Below are 20,236 nucleotides of genomic sequence, written 5' to 3'. Positions count from 1 at the left end.
TGCTGAATGCCGGCCCGCGTTCGTCATGACGAGGTCCTTACCGTCGTCCAGGTGCTTGAGGCGTTCCGCAAGCTCGACCCCGACCTGCCCATCCAGTATGCGCTGAGTTTCATGACCATCGCGCAGAGCGAAGGCATCTCCATCGGCGAACTGGCGGAACGCCTGGGCATCGCCCAATCCTCCGCGTCGCGCAACGTCGCGGCGCTCAGCCGCTGGCACAGCTTCGGCAAGGCCGGCCTCGATCTGGTGCAGGCGCAGGAAGACCCGCGCGAACGCCGCCGCAAGATCGTCACCCTGACCGACAAGGGTCGTGAGTTCCTGGACGCGCTGCGCGCCATCGTGAACCCGCCCGACCAGCGCCGCGCCGCCAAGACAGCCTGATTTTCGCAGCCCTGATTTTTGTAGTTAAGCGAGCCCGTTCAGCGCCGTGCGCAGCATCCCCACCAGTGTGCGCGCCGCCAGCTCCTGCCGCTCCAGCGCCAGACCGCCGAACCGCCGCAACTCCTTGGCCCGTTCGGGCAGCGGCGGCATGTGGAAGAAGCCGTAGGGGATATCCAGGTCGGCGCTCTCGATGATGTGGCGCGCCCGGTAGAACAGATGGTTGCCGAGGAAACCGCCGGAGAAATCGCCGAAAGTCACCGGCAGCCCGGCCATCGACAATTCCCGCATCACCCGCGGCACCGGCAGGGTGCTGCCATAGGCGGTCGGCCCGTCGGGCACGATGTCGGCGTGTTCCCGCACCGTACCGGCGGCATCGGCAAGCGGGCTTTCGTCGCGGTTCCAGGCCAGACGTTCCAGCCGGATGTAATCGCTCGACTCGAGGTAGGCGAAGCCGAGCACCGCCAGCGGCCGGTGTTCCGCCAGCAACTCGGCGAAGGCATCGCCGCAGGCGTCGTAAAGAGGGGGCAGGGTGGCGGTGACGACCCCCGGCTCCCCCGCCAGCCGGTCCATCAGCAGGGCGGTCGGATCGGCAATCCAGGGATGCTCTGAATCCGGGGCCGGCTCGCCGTCCGGGAGGGTCCCGAACGGCGCGAAGCCGGTGAGCAGGATGGGGGCCGTCACGGGCAGGACATCCTTACAGTCACATCCTTACGGCCGCAGCAGGCCGATGATGTCCTTCACGTCGTTCAGGTTCTTCTCCGCGATGGCCGCGGCGCGCTCGCCGCCCTTCTTCAGCAGCCGGTCGATTTCCGCCTTGTCGGCCAGCAGTTCCTTCATGCGGGTGGTGATCGGCGCCAGCTTGTCCACCGACAGGTCGACCAGCGACTTCTTGAAGTCGGAGAACTGGGCACCCGCGAACTGCGCCAGCACCTGCTCGCGCGACTGGCTGGCCAGCGCGCCGTAGATGGTGACGAGGTTGTCGGCCTCGGGCCGGGCTTCCAGCTCGGTCACCGTTTCCGGCAGGGGTTCCGGGTCGGTCTTGGCCTTGCGGATCTTCTGGGCGATGGTGTCGGCATCGTCGGTCATGTTGATGCGCGAATATTCGGACTCGTCCGACTTCGACATCTTCTTCTTGCCGTCGCGCAGGCTCATCACCCGCGTCGCCTCGCCCAGGATCTGCGGCTCGGGCAGCGGGAAGAACTCGGTCTCGTAGCGGCGGTTGAAGGCGCCGGCGATGTCGCGCGCCAGCTCCAGATGCTGCTTCTGGTCCTCGCCCACCGGCACATGGGTGGCCTTGTAGAGCAGGATGTCGGCGGCCATCAGGGTGGGGTAGGCGTACAGGCCCAGATTGGCCATGTCCTTCTGCTTGCCGGCCTTCTCCTTGAACTGCGTCATGCGGTTCAGCCAGCCCAGAGGTGTGTGGCAGGACAGGATCCAGCCCAGCTCGGCATGGCCGGAGACCACCGACTGGTTGAACAGGATGTTTTTGTCCGGGTCGATGCCGGCGGCGATGTAGGCTGCGGCGACCTCGCGGATGTTGTTGCGCAGAACCTCCGGGTCCTGGTCGATGGTCAGCGCGTGCAGGTCGACGACGCAGAAGATGCACTCGTAGCTGTTCTGCAGTTCCACCCAGTTGCGCAGCGCCCCCAGATAGTTGCCGAGGTGAAGCTGCCGGGTCGGCTGCATGCCGGAGAAAATGCGGTTCACGGGTGGTCTCGCTCGAAAACTCTGGGAGGCGGCAGTTATCGCCCCCCGAAGTCCGCCGGTCAAGGCACGGCACGCCGCAGCCGGGCATGCCGTCGGGCACGCTGTCAGGCCAGCTGCTGGGCGATGGAGCGGGTCATCGGCGTCTCGACGTCGCCGGTGTGCTTCGTCGTCACCGTTTCGATCAGCAGAATGAAGCATTCCTCATCGGCGACCGGATTGTGCATCACCCCGCGCGGGATCACGCACAGTTCGCCGGGCGACAGCAGCGTCTCGCTGCCATCCTCGAACTGGATGCGCAGCCTGCCACGGATCACCTGGAACAGTTCGTCCTCGTCGTCGTGGCGGTGCCAGACGAATTCTCCCAGCAGCTTCGCGACCTTCACATACTGGTCGTTCACCCGGCCGATCACCTTGGGGGACCAATGGTCGGTCAGGGCGGCTAGGGCGGCGTCGATGCTGACGGCGGGAATCATCGGGTGGGTTCTCCAAGCCTGGCGCGGATGTAACCGAAGTACCGCTCGACGGATCGCGATCAAATCTAATAATGGAGATATTTGGCATTAGCATTCATAATGCCGGCATGGCCCGGAACCTCGATACCACCCTGCTGCGCAGCTTCGCCGCGGTGGCGGACCACGCCAGCATGACGGCGGCGGCCCAGACCCTGAACCTGACGCAGGGAGCGGTCAGCCAACAGATCGCCCGGCTGGAGGCGTTGGCCGGGGGTTCGCTGTTCATCCGCGACCGAGGCGGACTGCGTCCCACCGCGCTGGGGGAGCGTCTGCTGGGAAAATCCCGGCGGTTGCTGGCACTGAATGACGAGATTTGGGCCGACATCACCGGTGGCGCGGTCGACGGGCTGGTGCGGATCGGCGTTCCCTATGACCTTGTCGCCCCCTGCATCGCTCCGATGCTGCGGAGTTTCACCAGTGCCTTTCCGCAGGTGGATCTGTCGCTGGTCTGCGGATCGTCCCCTGAACTGGCGGCCCGCATCGCCGACGGCGACTTGGATCTGGCGGTGGTCGAGGAACCGGTGGAGACGGCGCAGGGCGACCATCTGATGACCGACCGGCTGGTCTGGGTCGGCGCCCGTGGCGGCGGCGCCCATGCCATGACGCCGCTGCCGCTGTCGCTGGTGGTGGAAACCTGCGTCTTCCGGCCGGTGGTGATGGCGGCGTTGCGCCGGCAGGGGCGGGATTGGCGCAGCATGTTCGAGAATGGCGGGCTGGACGCCACATTCGCCACCGTGCGGATGGACCTAGCGGTCTCCGCCTGGCTGGCATTCACCGTGCCGTCCGATCTGGAGATTTTGCCGGCGGACAGCGGGCTTCCCGACCTGCCGTCCTTCGCCGTCACGCTGCATCGGCCGGTCCGCCCGCCGACGCTGGCGGCGGAGGAACTGGCGCGCCACATCCGCGACGCCTTCGCCCGGTTCAAGCAGGCGGGCTGACCAGTCGCGCTGTCCCGCCCGCCCCTCCGTTCCAGGCGCCGCCGTATCCTTACTTCCCCGCGCGCCGGCGAACTTTCATTTTGCCGCGCGGCGGCGCTCGATGGCGTCCCACAGCAGGGCTTCGATCTGCACGCCGTCCAGCCGGTTGATCTCCTGGATGCCGGTGGGGGAGGTGACGTTGATCTCGGTCATGTAGTCGCCGATCACGTCGATGCCGACGAAGACCAGACCCTTCTCGCGCAGAACCGGGCCGATGGCGGCGCACATCTCGCGCTCGCGCGCCGTCAGCTCGGTCTTTTGGGCGCTGCCGCCGGCGTGGAAGTTGGCGCGGGCCTCGCCCGCCAGCGGCATGCGGCTGACCGCACCCACCGGCTCGCCGTCGACCAGGATGATGCGCTTGTCGCCCTGGCGGATTTCCGGCAGGTACTTCTGCACGATCACCGGCTCGCGGTAGAGCTGGGTGAACAGCTCCAGCAGCGATCCGAGATTCTCGTCGTCCGGCTTCAGGTGGAAGACGCCGGCGCCGCCGTTGCCGAACAGCGGCTTGACGATGATGTCCTTGTGCTCCGCCCGGAACTCCAGGATGGCCTGCTTGTCGCTGGTGATCAGCGTCGGCGGCATCAGGTCGGGGAACTTGGTGATGAACAGCTTTTCCGGCGCGTTGCGCACCTCGGCCGGGTCGTTGACCACCAGAACCTTGGGCTGCACATGCTCCAGCAGGTGGGTGGAGGTGATGTAGGCCATGTCGAAGGGCGGGTCCTGCCGCAGCAGGATGACGTCCATCGTCGACAGGTCGGTCGCCACCGGCTCGCCCAGCGTGTAGTGGGCGCCGCGCTGGCGCACCACCGTCATCTCGCGCACCCGCGCGGTCAGGCGGTTGCCGGTCAGGATCAGGTCGCGCGGGTGGTAGTGGTACAGGCGATGGCCGCGCTTCTGCGCCTCCAGCGCCATCATGAAGCTGGAATCGGTGTCGATGTTGATCGACTCGATGGGGTCCATCTGGAAGGCGACGGCGAGGCTCATGACGGGTCTCCGGACCTCTGCGAACGGGGTCAGTTCAGGCGGTTCTTCAACTGCTGGATCAGCGAGGCGGTCTGGTGCCGGTGATGGTCGTCTCCGGTCAGCGCCATGAAGGTCTCCAGCGCGGTGATGGCGTCCTTCAGGTTGCCGGCATGGGCCTCCAGAAGGCCGGTCTCGCGCCACAGCGACGGCTCGTGCGGGGCGAACAGGCGCATCGCCTCCAGCACCTCCAGCGCCTTCGGCACCTCGTGGGCCGACAGGTGGCGCAGCTTTATGTTGTTCTGCAGGCGCAGCAGCACGTCTCGGTTCGACACCGGCTGGTAATGGCCGGGCTCCAGTTCGGCGGCGCTGCCGGCGGTGGCCTTCAGCAGGTCTCGCAGGTCGACGACGCTGCGGGTCTGCCCCTCGTTGAAGGGGTCGAGGATGGCGCGCGCCCCGTCCTTCTCGATGCGGACCAGGAAATGACCGGGGAAGTTCAGCCCCACCATCGGCCAGCCCTGCGACCGCGCAGCATGCATATAGAGAATGCCCAGCGCCACCGGCAGACCGCGCCGGCGGTCGATCACCCGCAGCAGGTTGGCGTTCTGCAGGTCGTCATAAGTGTCGTGGTCGCCGGCATAGCCGTGGCGCCCGCCGATCACCGCATGCAGATGGGCTATGCGCGTCTCCAGCCTGTCGTCGACGGCATCCTGCGCCGCGACGCGGGCGGCGAGATCCTCGACGATGGCGCGGATATGGGCGCGGTAGGGGATGAGGTCGGCGTTCGGCAGCTCCAGCGCGCCCAGCGCCAGGGCGGCTTCGGCCAGATCGATCTCGTCGTCCGGCTGGTCGCCGATCCGGCGCAGGATTTCGCGGGCTTCCGCGCGGTTGCTCAAGACTGTCGCCCCCTCAAAATCGTCCCCTCACAGTCTCCAGGCATCGACCAGATGACGGGGCCAAGCCCAAGGGGTAACCAGCATCACGTCGAAGCGCAAGACATAGCCGGCATAGCGCGGGTTGGCGCCGAGGAAGGCATGGGCGGCGCGGGCCAGCCGGCCGCGCTGGCGGGCGTTCAGCGCCTCGTTGGCGGTGTCCCAGTCGCCACGCGCCTTCACCTCGACGATGGCGATGGTCCGGCCACGCCTGGCGACGATGTCGATCTCGCCCATCGGCGTGCGCAGGCGGCTGGCCAGGATGCGGTAGCCGCGCAGCCGCAGCGACAGGCGGCACAGCGCCTCCGCCCGGCGGCCCAGGCTTTCGGCACGCAGGCGCCGCGCATCCAGGTCGGTCATTTCGTCTTCTCCTCCCGCTGCAGCTCGAGCGCGCGGGCGTAGACGGTGCGCTTGTGCTGGCCGGTGCGGGCGGCGACGTCGGCGGCGGCGTCGCGCACCGACAGGCGGGTCAGCGCCTCGCGCAGCAGGGCGTCGACATCGGCCTCGCCCGGCGTCGCCTCCTCCCCGGGCGGGCCGATGACCAGCACGACCTCGCCGCGCGGTGGGCCGGCCTCGGCATAATGGGCGGCGAGATCGGGCAGGGTGCCGCGCCTCACCTCCTCGTACAGCTTGGTCAGTTCGCGGGCGACGGCGGCCTCGCGCGGGCCCAGGATGTCGGCGAGGTCGGCCAGCGACTCCGGCAGGCGTTGCGGCGATTCGAAGAAGACCAGCGTGGCGGGCACGCCCTTCAACTCGCCTGCGGTGGCGCGCCGCGCGCTGCTCTTGTTCGGCAGGAAGCCGGCGAACAGGAAGCGGTCGGTCGGCAGGCCGGACAGAACCAGCGCCACCAGCGGGGCCGAGGCGCCGGGCAGGGTGGTCACCGCCACGCCCTCCGCCACGCAGTCCCGCACCAGCTTGTAGCCGGGGTCGGAGACCAGCGGCGTGCCGGCGTCGGTGACCAGCGCGATGGCCTCGCCCTTTTTCATGCGTTCGATCAGGACCGGACGCATCTTTGCGGCGTTGTGTTCGTGGTAGGAGACGAAGGGGGTGTGAATGCCGTGGATGCCCATCAGCTTTGCGGTGACGCGCGTGTCCTCGCAGGCGATGGCGTCGGCCCGCTTCAGCGTGTCGAGCGCGCGCAGCGTGATGTCCGCGGCGTTTCCGATGGGGGTAGCCACGACATGGAGCCCGCCCGCGAGTTTACTTGGCGCGGCGAGGGGGCTACCTTGAGCGCCACTTTCGGCCGAGTCACCCGGAATCACAGCCGGGACCATGCCTTGGGTCTCGCCTTCGGTTCCGGCGGCCGTTTCAGCAGATGTGGAGACGATTGGTGGCACGCTTGGCAACAGCTTTCTCACAGGGTCTGAAACGTCACGGCGTGGCAGCCTTGCTGGTCGCCGGCCTGTTGTCGGCCTGTTCGACTTTAAGCGCGCCGCCGCGGGTGGCACAAGCGCCGCAACCGGCTCCCGCCCCGGTGGCTCCCCTGCCGGAGACGCAAAGCCCGGTCAAGGTGGCGGTCCTGGTGCCGCTCAGCGGCCAGAGCGCGGCCATCGGCCAGTCCATGCTGGACGCCGCCCAGATGGCGCTGTTCGACATGGCCGGCGACCGGCTGCAGTTGTTGCCGCGCGACACCAAGGGCACGCCGAACGGCGCCGCCGACGCGGCACGCCAGGCGCTGGCCGAGGGTGCGCGCCTGATCATCGGTCCGCTGTTCGCCGCCGACGTCGCCGCGGTGCGGCCCATCGCGCAGAATGCCGGCGTCGACGTGCTGGCCTTCACCAACGACGCCACCCAGGCCGGCAACGGCACCTATGTTCTGGGCTTCGTCCCGGCCGATCAGGTCAGCCGCGTCGCCGGCTATGCCCGGTCGCGCGGGGCGACGCGCTTCACAGTGCTGGCGCCGCGCTCCCCTTACGGCGACGCGGTGGTGAACGCCATGCAGGCCATCGCGCCGCGGCTGGGCGCCATGACCACGCAGGTCGAGCGCTACGACCCGGCCATCACCGACCTGTCGGTCCCGGCCAAGCAGGTGGCGCAGGAAGCCCCGCAGCCGCAGGCGGTCATGCTGGCCGAGGGCGGGCAGCGCGCCCAGGGCATCGCCCAGGCGCTGGCCGCCAACGGCGTGCAGCCGCAGCAGGTCAAGCTGCTGGGCACCGGCCTGTGGGACGACAGCTCGCAAGCGGCGCTGGGGCAGGAGCCGGCGCTGGTCGGCGCGCTCTACGCCGCCCCGGCGCCGCAGACCCGCGCCCGCTTCGAGTCGCAGTTCGAGCAGGTCTATGGCCGCAAGCCGCCGCGCATCGCCACGCTGGCCTATGATGCGACCTCCATCGCCGCGGTGCTGACCCGCAGCGGCGGCCCGGTTCCGTTCGACCGCATGGCGATGACCAACCCCAACGGCTTCGAGGGGCTGGACGGTCTGTTCCGCCTGCGGGCCGACGGCATGGTCGAACGCGGGCTGGCGGTGATGGAGATCACCCCGACCGGCGCCCGCGTGGTCGACCCGGCCCCGCCCAGCTTCGAGATGCTGGGGCAGTGAGCGAAAGGCAGTAAGCAAAAAAGCCCTCTCCCGAGCCGGGAGAGGGCTTTTTCACGGCTATCCTTACTTACGCCCGCGCCCGCAAATAGGGGGTCAGGCGCCATTCGGCGAACTTGATCAGGCGCGACGCGATGAAGTTCAGCACCAGATAGATCGCCCCGGCGACGATGAACAGCTCGAAGACCGCGAAGGTCTGGGCGATCATGCGGCGGGCGATGCCGGTGACCTCCATCAGCGTGATGGTGCTGGCGAGCGAGGTCGCCTTGACCATCAGGATCACCTCGTTGCCGTAGGCCGGCAGCATCTGGCGGATCGCCACCGGCAGCACGATGCGGCGGAAGGCGAGCGCCCGCGACATGCCGCAGGCCCGCGCCGCCTCGACCTGACCCTGCGGCACCGACAGAATGGCGCCGCGCAGAACCTCACTGGTGTAGGCGGCGGTGTTCAGCGTCAACGCCAGGATGGCGCACCAGTAGGGTTCGCGCAGCAGGGTCCAGGCAAAGCTGTTCTTGACCACATCGAACTCGCCCAACCCGAAATAGATCAGGAAGATCTGCACCAGCAGCGGCGTGCCGCGGAAGAAGAAGACATAGGCGGCGGCGAAGCCTTCCACCACCCGGTTGCCCGACAGCCGCAGCAGCGCCACGACGAAGGCCAGCACCGCACCCAGCGCCAGCGAGGTCACGATCAGCTGGATCGTCAGCGGCAGCCCGCCGAGCAGTCGGGGCACGCTGTCCCACATCAATTCCCAGTTCATCGCCTCAGGCCCTCCGGACGCCGCGGTTGGCGACCTGTTCGGCGCGGCTGAACAGCGCCGTGGAAATGGTGGTCAGCAGCAGATACAGCACAGCCGCGGCACCGTAGAACAGGAAGTAGTCGCGGGTGGCGCTGCCGGCCAGACGGCTGACCCGCATCAGCTCGGCCAGCGAGGTCACCGACACCAGCGCCGTGTCCTTCAGCGTCAGCTGCCAGACATTTCCCAGGCCGGGCAGGGCGAAGCGCATGGTCTGCGGCACCAGCACCCGGCGCAGGATCAGCCAGCGGCTCATGCCGCAGGCGCGCGCCGCCTCGATCTGGCCGAAGGGCACCGAGCGCACGGCGCCGCGGATCACCTCGGTCGAATAGGCGCCGGAGATCAGCCCGACCGACAGCATGCCGATGACGAAGGCGTCCAGTTCCACCCGCCCGCCATAGCCGAAGACGGCGGCGATGGCGGTGGCCATGCTGTTGCCGCCGAAGAACAGCAGATAGATGACCAGCAGTTCGGGTACGCCGCGCACCACGGTGGTGTAGATGTCGGCGACGGTATTCAGGGCGAGGCTGTGGCTCAGCTTGGCGGAAGCGCCGAGAGACCCGATTAGGATGCCGAAGGCGAAGGCCGATACCGCGACCGCGACAGTCATCGCGGTGCCCAGCAGCAGCTGTCCGCCCCAGCCGTTGGGACCGAAGGAAAGGAGTTCCAGCATTGGTACGCCCGGAAAAGGTCCGGCCGGTCACGGCCGCCCGCCTGATCCCCGGCGAAGGGGCAGGGCAGGGGCCGTCCGGCCGGATGGCATCGGACCGGCGCCCGTCCGCTCCCCCTGCGGGGATTGGACGGGTGCCGCTCAACTCACTTCGGGGAGATGTCGTACCCGAAATGCTGGGTGCTGAGCTTCTTGACCGTGCCGTCCTGCAGCGCCTCGCCGATGGCCTTGTCGAACATCGCCTTGAGGTCGGCGCTGTCCTTGCGCATGCCGATGCCCATGCCCTCGCCGATCACGCCGCCGATGAGGTTCGGGCCGACGACGACCATCTTGTCCGGCGTAGCCTTCACGATCGCCTCGACGACCGAACGGTCGCCCAGCATGGCGTCGACGCGGCCGGCGTCCAGATCGCTGCCGGCGTTGTCCACCTTCTCATAGGTGCGCATCGTCACCTTGGGCAGGTGCTTGTCCATGAAATCGGCCTGGATGGTCGAGACCTGGACGCCGACGGCCTTGCCCTTCAGCACCTCGGCCAGCTTCTCCAGCACCGGCTTGGCCTTGGCCTGGTCGTTCAGGTCGACGCGGTCGGTGCCGAGATTCAGCGCCTTGGCCAGCGGCGAGTTGGTCATCACCGCGAAGACCGACGGTTCGGTTCCGTAGGGGACCGAGAAGTCGATGACCTTCTTGCGCTCGTCGGTGATGGTCATCGCCGACATGATGGCGTCGTACTTGCCCTGCTGAAGGGCCGGGATGATGCCGTCCCAATCCTGGGCGACGAACTCGCAAGACACCTTCATGCGCTTGCACAGGTCGTTGGCGAGATCGACCTCGAAGCCGATCAGCTTGCCCGAGCTGTCGGTGGCGTTCCACGGAGGATAGGCGCCCTCGCTGGCGATGCGGACCGTCTTCCATTCCTTGGCGCCGGCGGCGCCTGCCGCGGCCACAGCCATCATGGCGCCGAGCGCCAGGGCCGAAACGATCTTCTTCAACGAACACACTCCTCTGTTCGGTTCGCCCGTTGTCTGGCCCCTTCCGGGGCCGGGCTGTTTCTGACGGTCCGGTCCTGCCCTCTGCCTCGTCCCCTCACGCCGCGCCGGACAGATGGCGCGAGAGGAACTGCCGCACCCGGTCCGAGTCGGGGTCGGTCAGCACCTTGTCGGGTGACCCCTCCTCCTCGATCCGCCCCTGGTGCAGGAAAACCACCTTGGACGCCACTTCGCGGGCGAAGCCCATCTCGTGCGTCACCAGGATCATCGTGTTGCCCTCGTCCGCCAGCTGGCGGATGACGCGCAGGACCTCGCCGACCAGCTCGGGGTCGAGCGCCGAGGTCGGTTCGTCGAACAGCATGACCTTCGGCTGCATGGCGAGCGCGCGGGCGATGGCGGCGCGCTGCTGCTGGCCGCCCGACAGCTGGACCGGATAGGCGTCGGCCTTCGCCAGGATGCCGACCTTGTCCAGCAGCATGCGGGCGCGGTCGACGGCTTCCGCCTTCGGCACGCCCAGCACATGCACCGGCGCCTCGATCACGTTCTGCAGGATGGTCATGTGGGTCCAGAGGTTGAAGCTCTGGAACACCATGCCGAGGCTGGTGCGGATACGCTCCACCTGCCGGGCGTCGGCCGGGACGGTGGCGCCACCGCGCGCCTTCTTCAGCGCGATGGCCTCGCCGCCGATGACGACCCGTCCGTCGTCCGGGATCTCCAGCATGTTGATGCAGCGCAGCAGCGTGCTCTTGCCCGAGCCGGACGAGCCGATCAGCGTGATGACGTCGCCCTCGCGGGCGGTCAGCGAGACGCCCTTCAGCACCTCCAGCTCGCCGAACCGCTTGTGCAGATCCTCCACGACGACGGCGGCGGGAGCGGATTCGCTGACTGGCGGGTGACGGTGCATGCGCGAAAAACCGGCTGGTTCGGGTGGCGGGTGACGGTCGCGCCGACGCGGCGGGCCGATGCGGCCGGCCAGGGCGTCGGTATGACCATTGCGGCACAGGCTAGACCGGGGCATGCGCGTTTCGCAATGCAGATTTCACATCAAATGCACGTTAAGCCGCTTGTGTCCGAAAACAGTGCGTCACCACAACAAAAGTACCAAAATCTGCGGCCCCAGGATACGCAGGCACATCGCCAGCGGATAGACGGTGGCGTAGGCCAGCGCCGGTGCCTCCGACGCGACCAGCGCGTTGGCATAGGCCAGCCCCGGCGGGTTGGTCTGCGACCCGGCCAGCACGCCGCAGATGGTCAGGAAGTTCAGCTTCATCAGCCCGCGCGCGACCAGCCCGGTCAGCAGCAGCGGCACAATCGTCACCAGCACGCCCCACATCATCCAGGGCCAGCCGGCGCCGCTGGCCAGCGTGGCGACGAAACGGTCGCCCGACGCGATGCCCAGCACGGCCAGGAACAGGATGATGCCGATCTCGCGCAGCGCCAAATTGGCGGCCGGCGGCATGAACCACACCAGCGGCCCGACATGGCCGACGCGGCCCAGGATCAGCGCGACGATCAGCGGCCCGCCGGCAAGGCCAAGGCGCAGCGGCGCCGGCATACCCGGCAGGAAGATCGGGATCGCCCCCAGCGCCGCGCCCAGCGCGATGCCCAGGAACATCGGGATCATCTCCACCTGCTGCAGCTTGCGGGCGGAGTTGCCGAAGACCCGGCCGACGGCGGCGAGGCTGTCAGGCCGGCCGATCACCGTCAGGATGTCGCCGAACTGCAGCTTCAGCGCCGGGGTGGGCACCAGTTCAACGCCCGACCGGTTGACGCGGCTGACCACCACGTCATGGGCGTCCTGCAGGTTCAGGGCGGCGATCGACTTGCCCAGCACCGTGTTATTGGTGACGACGATGCGCTCCCATTTCAGGTCGGTGCCCTTGGTGGTCAGCGGCCGGTCGAACTCCTGCCCCAGCAGGGTCCGCACCTGCTCCAGCTTCGGCCGCGGCCCGACCACATGCAGCACGTCGCCCAGCGTCAGGCAGGTGTTGTTGTGCGGGACGCACAGCGTGCCGTCGCGCAGCAGGCGGGAGGCGACCACGCCATGGTCGCACAGCGCGTCGATGGACCCGAGCGGCCGGCCCGCAAGCTCCGGGTTGCGCACGGTCAGGTCCATGGTCTCCAGCGTCGACACTTCGGCGCGGCGGCACTCCTCGAAGCGGGCGGCCTCTGCCTCCGGGTCGATGCGGAACAGGATGCGGACGGCGGCCATCACCAGCAGGTTGCCGGCGATGCCGAAGGGGTAGGTGACGGCGAAGGCAAGGCCGGGCAGGGCCATCACCGCCGCATCGGCCCCGACCTCCGTCAGCACCTGCTGGGTGGCGGCCAGCGCCGGGGCGTTGGTCACCGCGCCGGCGAACACGCCGAGCGAGGAGCCCAGCGACAGCGCACCCGACGACACCAGCGCCGCGGTCAGCAGGATGCTGGACCCCACCATCAGCAGGGCCAGCCCGTTCAACGCCAGCCCGCTGCGGCGGAGCGCGGCGAAGAAGCCGGGGCCGACCTGGATGCCGATGGTGTAGACGAACAGGATCAGGCCGAAGTCGCGGATGAAGTCCATCATCTCCGGGTTGAAGGCGACGCCGGCCTGCTTGGCGATGTGGCCGCCGGCAATGCCGGAGAACAGCACGCCGCCGATGCCGAGCCCGACCCCGCGGATTTTGATATGGCCGAGCGCCACGCCCGCCGCCGACACGAGACCGAGCATGAGCACCACCCGCGCGATCGGCGGCATGGCCTGGAGAATGTCTGCGAAAGCCGACATGGCGCAACTCGCTTCCTGAACACATTTGGGCAATCCGCCGCCGCGTCCGGTGGGAGCCCGGAGGGGTTCGGCGGTCCCCCTTCGATCGGGGGAGGATGGCGCGACGATGCGTCAGGACGGCGGGCAGAGCGTTGATTCAGAACAAGTGCCCGGCCTTTAGCCGTGACAATCCCGGCACCCGGCGCTGCGGCGAACGCATGGAAGTGCAGCGCTGCGGGGGATGTTGCCGGTCATGGGGCGCCGTCCGATTCCTCGAACTCCATCCAAATTTTGCCATTTTCTTCCCATAGACCTTGTCTCAAGCAACCGGCCACGCAGGTCGCGCACCGGCGTCCCCCCTAGCGCCACCGCAGCGACGAACGAAGCCGTTCCACAAGGTATCGACCGGCCGGACCCGGCCGGACGCAAGGCCATCGCGAGAACCCCCTCGCGGTGGCCTTTTCTTTTGGTCGGGTTCTTTCGGGCGGGGGGTGGCGGGAGGCTGCGACAGCATTCTTGCTCCGGCTTTCCCGTTCCCCTGTGCTATAGCAGCGCCTCCCTCAACCGGAAGCGCGACCCGTTCCCATGCCCGTCTTTGCCGGATCAGAGCTGACCTGCCTGCGTGGCGACCGTCTGGTCTTCACCGGGCTGGAGTTCCGCATCGCCCCCGGCGGCGCCTTGGTGCTGCTCGGCCCCAACGGCAGCGGCAAGTCCAGCCTGCTGCGGGTGATGGCCGGGCTGCTGAAGCCGCTGCGTGGGACGCTGGGCTGGGACGGGGTGGCGGTTTCCGAGGATCCCGACGGCCACCGGTCGCGGGTGCAGTATGTCGGCCATCTCGACGCGGTGAAGCCGGTGCTGACGGCGGCGGAGAATCTCGCCTTCTGGGCGGCGCTGGCCGGGGCCGCCGATCCGGACGCCAACGCTCGGTCCGCGCTCGACCGGCTGGGGGTGCCGCACATTGCCGGGGTGCCGGGCCGCTACCTGTCGGCCGGTCAGAAGCGCCGGCTGAACCTTGCCCGGCTGCTGGCGGCGCCGGCGACGCTGTGGCTGCTGGACGAGCCGACCGTGGCGCTCGATCGCGCCGCCATCGCCCTGTTCGAGGGGCTGATCGCCGAACACCGCGCCCAGGGCGGCATGGTGGTGTTGTCCACCCACACCGACATTGCCACCCCCGGCGGCGAGGAACTGCATCTGGACGAGTTCGCCCCCTACGCCGACGGTGAAGAGGCCGGCGACGAAGACCATGAGGAAGAGGGGACCGTGCCATGAGCCGTTTCCTGCGCCTTGTCGCGCGCGACCTGCGGCTGGCGTTGCGCCAGGGGTCCGACGCCACCATCGCCGTCATGTTCTTCGTGCTGTGCGTGGTGTTGTTTCCCTTCGGCGTCGGGCCGGAGCCGAACATCCTTGCACGCATCGCCGCCGGCGTGATCTGGGTGGCGGCTCTGCTCGCCTCGCTGTTGTCGCTGGAGCGGCTGTTCCAGACCGATTACGAGGATGGATCGCTGGAACTGCTCTCGCTCTCCCCCCTGCCGCTGGAGGCCGCGGTGCTGGCGAAGACGCTGGCCCATTGGCTGGTCACCGGCGTGCCGCTGATCGTCGCCGCGCCGCTGCTGGCCGTTCTGCTGAACATGGATGCGCAAGGGTTCGGCGTGCTGGTGCTGACGCTGACCCTGGGCACGCCGATCCTCAGCCTGATCGGCGCCATCGGGGCGGCGTTGACCCTGGGGGCGCGGCGCGGCGGCGTGCTGCTGTCGCTGCTGATCCTCCCGCTCTACATTCCCGTGCTGATCTTCGGCGCCGGCGCCATCGACGCCGCCATCAACGGGCTGACCCCGCGCCCGCACCTGCTGCTTCTCGCCGGCATCCTCGCCGCCGCCCTGCCGCTGGCCCCCTGGGCCGGGGCCGCGGCGCTGCGGCAGGCGGTGGAGTAGGGGGCGACCGCACCCTTACGACTTCGACGATTTCTCCGGCAGCAGCTTCTCGATCGCCTCGCGCACCTTGTCCGACTCGGGGTCGGTCATGGTGGAAAACCAGGACACCAGCTTGCCGTCCGGCCCGACCAGATATTTGTGGAAGTTCCAGCGCGGCTTGGCGAGGAAGCCCAGCTCGTCGGCGGCCCAGCGGTAGAAGGGATGGGCGCCGTCGCCCGACACAACCGTCTTATCGGTCAGCGGGAAGTCGATGCGGTAGTTGACCTCGCAGAAATCCTTGATCTGGGTGGCGTTCCCCGGCTCCTGGCCGCCGAAGTCGTCCGACGGCACGCCGAGCACCACCAGCCCGCGGTCACGGTATCGCTGCCACAGCGCCTCCAGCCCCTTGTATTGCGGGGTGAAGCCGCATTGCGAGGCGGTGTTGACCACCAGGACCGCCTTGCCCTTGAACTGCGACAGCGGCAACGGCTGGCCGTCGATGCCCTGGAAGGTGAAGTCGTGGGCGTTGCTTGCGGCGGCACTGCTTGCGGCCATGGTGCTGGAGGCTCCCATCACGGAAAGGACCGCCGCCATGGCGACGGTGCGAAGGCGGGCTCGGACAGTCATCGGTGCGGCTCGGCGGTTGGAGGGCTTTGCATCCTTACACATACGATGCCCGATACGAGGTCCGGCGCCTATCGGATCATGACGGGACAGGCCGGTCACCCGCCGCTTCGGGTCTACCCCCTTCGAACGGGTGGTCACAATGCCCCAGGCTCTACAATTGATAAGTAAGGATACACGGCGATCGTTCGTCGCCATCCTTGCAACCGTCCTTGTCCACCGAACAGCGCCCAAAAAATGTCCCACCCGGCCGAGCCTCAGCCTGAGCATAAAAATATATCCCATCGAAATGGGTATGTGGACGCCGGCCCGGCCGCCGCCGCTCCCGTTGCCGATGCAAGCCCATTCCAGGAGAACAGGCCGATGAAAGCCGGAGCCATCATGCAGCACAACCGGTCGCCGCGAACGGCGATGCGCCGGGTGGCCCGTGCCGCCGCCAAAGCCATGGTCGCCGTCACCGCGGTGCTGTTTTTCGGCACCGCCCTGGCGACGCCCTCGCTCGCCGACCCGGGGGAGCATGGCCGCGGCCATGCCTGGGGCCACCACAAGAAGAAGCACCATCATGACGAGGGGCCGGTCGTCATCTACGGCGCGCCGCCGCCCGTGGTCGTGGTTCCGGCTCCGCCGCCCCCGCCGCGCGTCGTTTATGCTCCGTCCTATGCGCCGCCGCCGGCCGTCATCTACGCCCCGCCTGCGCCGCAGCCGGGCGTCAGCGTCCAGATGAACATTCCGCTCCGTTAACGATCCAGTCTCTCCAGGCGCTCCGGCGGTCGGGTCCTACCCGGCGGCCGGAGCGCTTTGCGTTTCGGCAGCGCTGTTCCGGCCTGTGACCATCCTGTGCCCTTCTCGCGCGTTCCGCCCCGCGCCATGGCATGCCACCGGTCTTTCTCTTGCCTGCCGTCCACGACGCACCCGTTGAAAACCCTGAATGGGCAGTCCTTTCGTGACAGGACCCGCCCGCACCGGTAGGATCGCGCGGCCTGTCGCGAAGGCGGTAGGCCGTTCGGGTGATTCACGGAAACTCAACCGATGTCCGGCCTTCTGTCGGCTGGGTGTGTCTTGCGGCCCGTGGTCGGTATGGGAAGGGAAAATACCGAATGTTCGTGATTATCGGTTTGGGCATCGTGATCTTCAGCGTGTTCGGTGGCTACGTCCTCGGTGGCGGCCATATGGGCGTGCTGTGGATGCCGTTCGAATTCATGATCATTCTCGGTTCGGCAGCCGGTGCCTTTTTCATCGCCAATCCAAAATCTGTGGTGACCCACACCGGCAAGGAGTTGGGTCACCTGTTCAAAGGACCAAAATACAAAAAGGAGGACTTCCTGGAGGTCCTCACCATGATGTATCAGGTCTTCAAGATCGCGAAGACAAAGGGTCTGCTGGCGCTCGAACAACATATCGAGAAGCCGGAAGACTCACCGCTCTTCCAGCAATTTCCAAAATTCTACGGCGACCACCATGCCATCGCCTTCCTCTGTACCTATCTCCGTCTGATGTCGCTGGGCGCGGACAACCCGCACGAACTGGTCGACCTGATGGACGAGGACATCGAGACGATGCACCACGAACACCAGCGCATCGCCGACGCCATTCAGGCGGTGGCCGACGCCGTGCCGGCGCTGGGCATCGTGGCGGCGGTGCTGGGCGTGATTCACACCATGGGCTCGATCACCGAACCGCCGGAAGTGCTGGGCAAGCTGATCGGCGGCGCGCTGGTCGGCACCTTCACCGGCATTCTGGTCGCCTATGGCTTCCTCGCCCCGATCGCCAGCGGCCTGAAGAACATCTATCACGCGGAAGGCAAGTATTATCAGGCGATGAAGACCGGGCTGATCGCTCATCTCTCCGGCTATGCCCCCGCAATTTCGGTGGAATACGCCCGCAACGTGCTGGAGCCGGAATACCGCCCGACCTTCGCCCAGGTGGAAGAGGCGACATCCGCCCTGCCGCCGGCCTGATCCGTTGTCCTGATCGACCGAGGTCCCGATGCCGGACATCGACATCGCCTGGAACGAGGGTACGGTCGGAGAGTGGGACGCCCTGTTCGCCCGCGTTCCGCGTTCCACCCTGCTGCAGAGCTTCGCCTATGGCCGCGCCATGGGCCGCACCTATGGCCATGTCCCCCGCCTTGGCGTGATCCGCCGCGACGGCGAACCGGTTGGCCTCGTCCAAACGCTCGACCGCCGCATGTTGAAGCTCTTCCACGACCGGCAATGCTACCGCGGCCCGCTCTGGTTGGACGGCACGATCCCCGATGCCGACACGTTGGAAGCGGTGTTCCGCCTGCTGCGCCGCGCCTGTCCGCGGTCGCCGCTCAGCCGCGCCAGCCTGTTGCCGGAACTGCCCGCCGGGCCGGAGACGGAGGCGCTGCTCGCCCGCTGCGGCTTCCGAAAGATCGGGCCGGGCTACCAGACGGTGTGGTTCGATCTGACCCGTAATGAGGAGGCGATGCGCGCCGGCTTCGCCCGCGACTGGCGGCAGCGCCTGCGCGGGGCGGAGAAGGCCGGCCTCGTTCTCGACACCGACTGGAAGGCCGACAACCTGCCCTGGCTGATGAAGCAGGAACACGACCAGGCGCTGGAGAAGGGCTTCCGTGCTATGACCGGGCCGCTGGCCGTCCGCCTGCGCAATGCCATGGTCAAGGGCGGCAGCCGCAACGACGGTGTGGTGATGGTGACGGCGCTCGACGGCCGCAATCCGGTCGCTTGCGGCCTTTTCTTCCGCCACGGCGTCTGCGCCACCAGCCAGATCAGTTGGGCCAACGAGTCGGGCCGCAAGAGCGGTGCCATGCGGCTGGTGCTGTGGAAGGCGATGCAGGAACTGAAGCAGCACGGCGTCCGCGCGCTCGATCTCGGCGGCATCAATCCCGACACCGCTCCCGGCGTCACCGAGTTCAAACTCGGCACCGGCGGGGAGGCGGTGGAGACGGTCGGCCAATACCGCTGATGCGCTTTGCCTGATGATGGCCGGGAAGGTTCCGGCTATCCTTACCTGCGTGCCGACTTGAAACGCCCTTACCGCACGGGATGTCCGCCATGTCAGACCTCGAACCCCTGAAGCCCGGCGAAGCCGATGTCGCCATCGAACGCGCCATGCAGCAGCGGCCGAAGGCGATGATCATCCGCGACAAGCTGCAGAAGATGCTGGAGGACGAGAACACCGCCCGCCAGTTCGTCGGCGCCATCCGCAACATGATGAACAAGGAATAGGGGCACCGGCGGCCTCCGCCGCCGGGTTGCTTACCAGCCGGTCAGCAACTGCTCGCCTTGTTGCAGCCCTTTTCTTCCACCGGCGCTGGTGCCGGCGTGCGCGCCAGCTGCAGACCGCCGCGGCTGTCGTCGAACATCTTCTCGATCGACCGTCGGGCCTGCTGGAAGGCCTGAAGCTCCCGCCCGTCCAGCTTCTCGCCGGTCGGCAGGTCGACGGAGCGCGGGTTCACCTGATGTCCCGCCTTCAGCACTTCGTAATGCAGGTGCGGCCCGGTCGACCGTCCGGTGGTGCCGACATAGCCGATGATATCGCCCTGATCGACCCGGCCGCCGCGGCGGATCGACTTGGCGAAGCGGCTCATATGGGCATAGGCGGTGGAGATCTCGGTGTTGTGGCGGATGCGCACATAGTTGCCGTAGGAACTGCTGCGTTCCGCGATCTCGATCGTGCCGCGGCCGGCGGCATAGATCGGCGTCCCGGTCGGCGCGGCGAAGTCCACGCCCTTGTGCATCTTGCTGAAGCCAAGGATCGGGTGGTGGCGCATGCCGAAGCCGGAAGTGATGCGGGCACCGTCGATGGGCGTGCGCAGCAGGGCGCGGCGGATGCTTTCGCCGTCGCCATTGTAATAGTCGATCCGCCCGTCGCGGGTCTTGAAGCGGTAGATCGGCATGTCGTCGCCGCTCAGCGTCAGCGAGGCATACAGCAGCTCGCCTTCGCCGGCCTCCTTGCCGTCGGCGGTGACCAGCTTCTCATACAGAACCTCGAAACGGTCGCCCGGCTGCAGGTCGCGCTGGAAATCGACGTCGTAGGAGAAGTTCTGGATGAACGCCATCATGACCGAGATCGGCACCCCGGACTGGGCACCCGCCTCGAACAGGCTGGAACGGATGACGCCCTGGGCCGCCACCGGCTTGCGCGTGACCGGCTTCTCGATCTGGCTGGAGGTGAAGCCTGCATCGCCTTTGCGCGCGATCGACACCGACCGCAGAGGATCCGGGGCGAATTCGAACCCGACGAACTTGCGGGCCCCGCCGCGACGCGGTTCGAACAGGACCGTCACATGCTGACCGGCCTGGATACGGCGCGGGTTATAGACCTCGCGCAACGCGGCCACCGCATCATGGGCGTCGTTGGCCGGCACCTTGGCGCTGGCCAGCAGATCCATCAACGTATCGCCGCGGCCGATGGACAGGGTGTGGCGGTCGACCGGCCCAATGGCGCGTTCACTGTCCCCGGCATCATCCTTGGCCTCGGGGCTGCTCTCCGCGCCCATGTTCGGCTTCACCGCCGGCTTG

General features: G+C 67.7%; 23 protein-coding genes (1 of these 23 only partly in view). 9 read left to right on the top strand and 14 right to left on the bottom strand.

Annotated features, from left to right (window positions below):
- Nucleotides 1-6 precede the first annotated feature (6 nt).
- On the top strand, nucleotides 7-381 hold the full coding sequence (locus tag PWS46_RS12750) for a MarR family winged helix-turn-helix transcriptional regulator (RefSeq protein ID WP_434615749.1): 375 nt from the start codon (nucleotides 7-9) through the stop codon (nucleotides 379-381).
- Nucleotides 382-405: 24 nt separating this feature from the next.
- Here PWS46_RS12750 and PWS46_RS12745 read toward each other — a convergent pair whose 3' ends face one another.
- From PWS46_RS12745 to PWS46_RS12735, 3 genes are all read right to left on the bottom strand, one after another.
- Entirely contained in the window at nucleotides 406-1,062 is a 657-nt protein-coding gene (locus tag PWS46_RS12745) for a pyrrolidone-carboxylate peptidase (protein WP_434615746.1), read from the bottom strand.
- A 27-nt stretch (nucleotides 1,063-1,089) separates the two neighbouring features.
- On the bottom strand, nucleotides 1,090-2,088 hold the full coding sequence (gene trpS, locus PWS46_RS12740) for a tryptophan--tRNA ligase (protein WP_149223643.1): 999 nt from the start codon (nucleotides 2,086-2,088) through the stop codon (nucleotides 1,090-1,092).
- Nucleotides 2,089-2,192: 104 nt separating this feature from the next.
- Nucleotides 2,193-2,561 (bottom strand): cupin domain-containing protein, encoded by a 369-nt coding sequence (locus tag PWS46_RS12735; protein ID WP_434615742.1) that lies wholly within the window; start codon nucleotides 2,559-2,561, stop codon nucleotides 2,193-2,195.
- A gap of 107 nt (nucleotides 2,562-2,668) precedes the next feature.
- Here PWS46_RS12735 and PWS46_RS12730 point away from each other — a divergent pair, with 107 nt between their 5' ends.
- A complete protein-coding gene (locus PWS46_RS12730) occupies nucleotides 2,669-3,538 on the top strand; it encodes a LysR family transcriptional regulator (RefSeq protein ID WP_434615739.1) in 870 nt (289 codons plus the stop codon).
- A gap of 75 nt (nucleotides 3,539-3,613) precedes the next feature.
- Here PWS46_RS12730 and gshB read toward each other — a convergent pair whose 3' ends face one another.
- Genes gshB through rsmI form a run of 4 tightly spaced genes read right to left on the bottom strand, consistent with a single transcriptional unit; the run spans nucleotide 3,614 to nucleotide 6,806 of the window.
- Complete coding sequence (gene gshB / locus PWS46_RS12725) at nucleotides 3,614-4,561, bottom strand: glutathione synthase (RefSeq protein ID WP_434615737.1); 948 nt, start codon at nucleotides 4,559-4,561, stop codon at nucleotides 3,614-3,616.
- A gap of 29 nt (nucleotides 4,562-4,590) precedes the next feature.
- A complete protein-coding gene (locus PWS46_RS12720) occupies nucleotides 4,591-5,433 on the bottom strand; it encodes a SirB1 family protein (RefSeq protein WP_434615734.1) in 843 nt (280 codons plus the stop codon).
- 27 nt (nucleotides 5,434-5,460) lie between these two features.
- Nucleotides 5,461-5,829 carry a YraN family protein gene (locus tag PWS46_RS12715; RefSeq protein WP_109096902.1) on the bottom strand — a complete coding sequence of 123 codons (369 nt, stop codon included), beginning with the start codon at nucleotides 5,827-5,829 and terminating at the stop codon, nucleotides 5,461-5,463.
- Entirely contained in the window at nucleotides 5,826-6,806 is a 981-nt protein-coding gene (gene rsmI / locus PWS46_RS12710; RefSeq protein WP_434615731.1) for a 16S rRNA (cytidine(1402)-2'-O)-methyltransferase, read from the bottom strand. The genes PWS46_RS12715 and rsmI overlap by 4 nt, the downstream gene beginning before the upstream one ends.
- A 41-nt stretch (nucleotides 6,807-6,847) precedes the next feature.
- Here rsmI and PWS46_RS12705 point away from each other — a divergent pair, with 41 nt between their 5' ends.
- A complete protein-coding gene (locus PWS46_RS12705; protein WP_434615728.1) occupies nucleotides 6,848-8,005 on the top strand; it encodes a penicillin-binding protein activator in 1,158 nt (385 codons plus the stop codon).
- A gap of 67 nt (nucleotides 8,006-8,072) precedes the next feature.
- Here the strand turns inward: PWS46_RS12705 and PWS46_RS12700 are convergent, their stop codons facing one another.
- The 5 genes from PWS46_RS12700 to PWS46_RS12680 all read right to left on the bottom strand — a co-directional run bounded on the left by PWS46_RS12700 (nucleotide 8,073) and on the right by PWS46_RS12680 (nucleotide 13,218).
- On the bottom strand, nucleotides 8,073-8,762 hold the full coding sequence (locus PWS46_RS12700) for an ABC transporter permease (protein WP_434615725.1): 690 nt from the start codon (nucleotides 8,760-8,762) through the stop codon (nucleotides 8,073-8,075).
- 4 nt (nucleotides 8,763-8,766) lie between these two features.
- Nucleotides 8,767-9,471: an ABC transporter permease gene (locus PWS46_RS12695; RefSeq protein WP_434615722.1), complete on the bottom strand. Its 705-nt coding sequence runs from the start codon at nucleotides 9,469-9,471 to the stop codon at nucleotides 8,767-8,769.
- Nucleotides 9,472-9,614: 143 nt separating this feature from the next.
- The gene (locus PWS46_RS12690; protein ID WP_434615719.1) at nucleotides 9,615-10,466 is read right to left on the bottom strand and encodes a lysine/arginine/ornithine ABC transporter substrate-binding protein; all 852 of its coding nucleotides are present in this window, start codon (nucleotides 10,464-10,466) and stop codon (nucleotides 9,615-9,617) included.
- A gap of 85 nt (nucleotides 10,467-10,551) precedes the next feature.
- A complete protein-coding gene (locus PWS46_RS12685) occupies nucleotides 10,552-11,358 on the bottom strand; it encodes an ABC transporter ATP-binding protein (RefSeq protein ID WP_434619996.1) in 807 nt (268 codons plus the stop codon).
- Between the two features lie 180 nt (nucleotides 11,359-11,538).
- On the bottom strand, nucleotides 11,539-13,218 hold the full coding sequence (locus PWS46_RS12680) for a putative transporter (protein ID WP_434615716.1): 1,680 nt from the start codon (nucleotides 13,216-13,218) through the stop codon (nucleotides 11,539-11,541).
- Nucleotides 13,219-13,782: 564 nt separating this feature from the next.
- Here PWS46_RS12680 and ccmA point away from each other — a divergent pair.
- Nucleotides 13,783-14,466: a heme ABC exporter ATP-binding protein CcmA gene (gene ccmA / locus PWS46_RS12675; RefSeq protein WP_434615713.1), complete on the top strand. Its 684-nt coding sequence runs from the start codon at nucleotides 13,783-13,785 to the stop codon at nucleotides 14,464-14,466.
- On the top strand, nucleotides 14,463-15,128 hold the full coding sequence (gene ccmB / locus PWS46_RS12670) for a heme exporter protein CcmB (protein ID WP_098740972.1): 666 nt from the start codon (nucleotides 14,463-14,465) through the stop codon (nucleotides 15,126-15,128). Before ccmA ends, ccmB begins: the two co-directional genes overlap by 4 nt.
- Before the next feature lie 15 nt (nucleotides 15,129-15,143).
- On the opposite strand, the gene PWS46_RS12665 is transcribed toward ccmB, so the two are convergent.
- Entirely contained in the window at nucleotides 15,144-15,734 is a 591-nt protein-coding gene (locus tag PWS46_RS12665; protein ID WP_434615709.1) for a glutathione peroxidase, read from the bottom strand.
- Nucleotides 15,735-16,094: 360 nt separating this feature from the next.
- Here PWS46_RS12665 and PWS46_RS12660 point away from each other — a divergent pair, with 360 nt between their 5' ends.
- The 4 genes from PWS46_RS12660 (at nucleotide 16,095) to PWS46_RS12645 (ending at nucleotide 18,940) form a co-directional block, all read left to right on the top strand.
- Nucleotides 16,095-16,472, top strand: coding sequence for a hypothetical protein (locus PWS46_RS12660; protein ID WP_434615706.1), 378 nt, complete (start codon nucleotides 16,095-16,097; stop codon nucleotides 16,470-16,472).
- A 356-nt stretch (nucleotides 16,473-16,828) separates the two neighbouring features.
- A complete protein-coding gene (gene motA, locus PWS46_RS12655) occupies nucleotides 16,829-17,689 on the top strand; it encodes a flagellar motor stator protein MotA (protein WP_085090488.1) in 861 nt (286 codons plus the stop codon).
- Between the two features lie 28 nt (nucleotides 17,690-17,717).
- Nucleotides 17,718-18,677: a lipid II:glycine glycyltransferase FemX gene (locus tag PWS46_RS12650; RefSeq protein WP_434615702.1), complete on the top strand. Its 960-nt coding sequence runs from the start codon at nucleotides 17,718-17,720 to the stop codon at nucleotides 18,675-18,677.
- 89 nt (nucleotides 18,678-18,766) lie between these two features.
- Nucleotides 18,767-18,940 (top strand): hypothetical protein, encoded by a 174-nt coding sequence (locus PWS46_RS12645; protein ID WP_158281987.1) that lies wholly within the window; start codon nucleotides 18,767-18,769, stop codon nucleotides 18,938-18,940.
- A 41-nt stretch (nucleotides 18,941-18,981) separates the two neighbouring features.
- On the opposite strand, the gene PWS46_RS12640 is transcribed toward PWS46_RS12645, so the two are convergent.
- On the bottom strand, nucleotides 18,982-20,236 hold the 3' portion of the coding sequence (locus PWS46_RS12640) for a M23 family metallopeptidase (protein WP_434615699.1). The gene runs 128 nt beyond the window's last position; 1,255 of the gene's 1,383 nt are visible here — the last part of the coding sequence; its start codon lies beyond the right edge, outside the window; its stop codon occupies nucleotides 18,982-18,984.

Origin of the sequence: Azospirillum sp. B2RO_4 (assembly GCF_051124815.1) — a bacterium.
In the GTDB taxonomy this organism is placed as follows: domain Bacteria; phylum Pseudomonadota; class Alphaproteobacteria; order Azospirillales; family Azospirillaceae; genus Azospirillum.
The sequence above is the reverse complement of the archived record's forward strand: the minus strand, read 5'-3'. Positions and strand labels throughout refer to the sequence as shown.

Bases quoted from the DNA above. Each gene is read 5' to 3' on its own strand.
- PWS46_RS12695 (WP_434615722.1), bottom strand. From the start codon at position 9,471: ATGCTGGAACTCCTTTCCTTCGGTCCCAACGGCTGGGGCGGACAGCTG.
- PWS46_RS12645 (WP_158281987.1), top strand. From the start codon at position 18,767: ATGTCAGACCTCGAACCCCTGAAGCCCGGCGAAGCCGATGTCGCCATC.
- PWS46_RS12680 (WP_434615716.1), bottom strand. From the start codon at position 13,218: ATGTCGGCTTTCGCAGACATTCTCCAGGCCATGCCGCCGATCGCGCGG.
- PWS46_RS12735 (WP_434615742.1), bottom strand. From the start codon at position 2,561: ATGATTCCCGCCGTCAGCATCGACGCCGCCCTAGCCGCCCTGACCGAC.
- PWS46_RS12730 (WP_434615739.1), top strand. From the start codon at position 2,669: ATGGCCCGGAACCTCGATACCACCCTGCTGCGCAGCTTCGCCGCGGTG.
- PWS46_RS12665 (WP_434615709.1), bottom strand. From the start codon at position 15,734: ATGACTGTCCGAGCCCGCCTTCGCACCGTCGCCATGGCGGCGGTCCTT.
- motA (WP_085090488.1), top strand. From the start codon at position 16,829: ATGTTCGTGATTATCGGTTTGGGCATCGTGATCTTCAGCGTGTTCGGT.
- gshB (WP_434615737.1), bottom strand. From the start codon at position 4,561: ATGAGCCTCGCCGTCGCCTTCCAGATGGACCCCATCGAGTCGATCAAC.
- PWS46_RS12660 (WP_434615706.1), top strand. From the start codon at position 16,095: ATGAAAGCCGGAGCCATCATGCAGCACAACCGGTCGCCGCGAACGGCG.
- ccmA (WP_434615713.1), top strand. From the start codon at position 13,783: ATGCCCGTCTTTGCCGGATCAGAGCTGACCTGCCTGCGTGGCGACCGT.
- PWS46_RS12750 (WP_434615749.1), top strand. From the start codon at position 7: ATGCCGGCCCGCGTTCGTCATGACGAGGTCCTTACCGTCGTCCAGGTG.
- PWS46_RS12715 (WP_109096902.1), bottom strand. From the start codon at position 5,829: ATGACCGACCTGGATGCGCGGCGCCTGCGTGCCGAAAGCCTGGGCCGC.
- ccmB (WP_098740972.1), top strand. From the start codon at position 14,463: ATGAGCCGTTTCCTGCGCCTTGTCGCGCGCGACCTGCGGCTGGCGTTG.
- PWS46_RS12650 (WP_434615702.1), top strand. From the start codon at position 17,718: ATGCCGGACATCGACATCGCCTGGAACGAGGGTACGGTCGGAGAGTGG.
- PWS46_RS12700 (WP_434615725.1), bottom strand. From the start codon at position 8,762: ATGAACTGGGAATTGATGTGGGACAGCGTGCCCCGACTGCTCGGCGGG.
- PWS46_RS12685 (WP_434619996.1), bottom strand. From the start codon at position 11,358: ATGCACCGTCACCCGCCAGTCAGCGAATCCGCTCCCGCCGCCGTCGTC.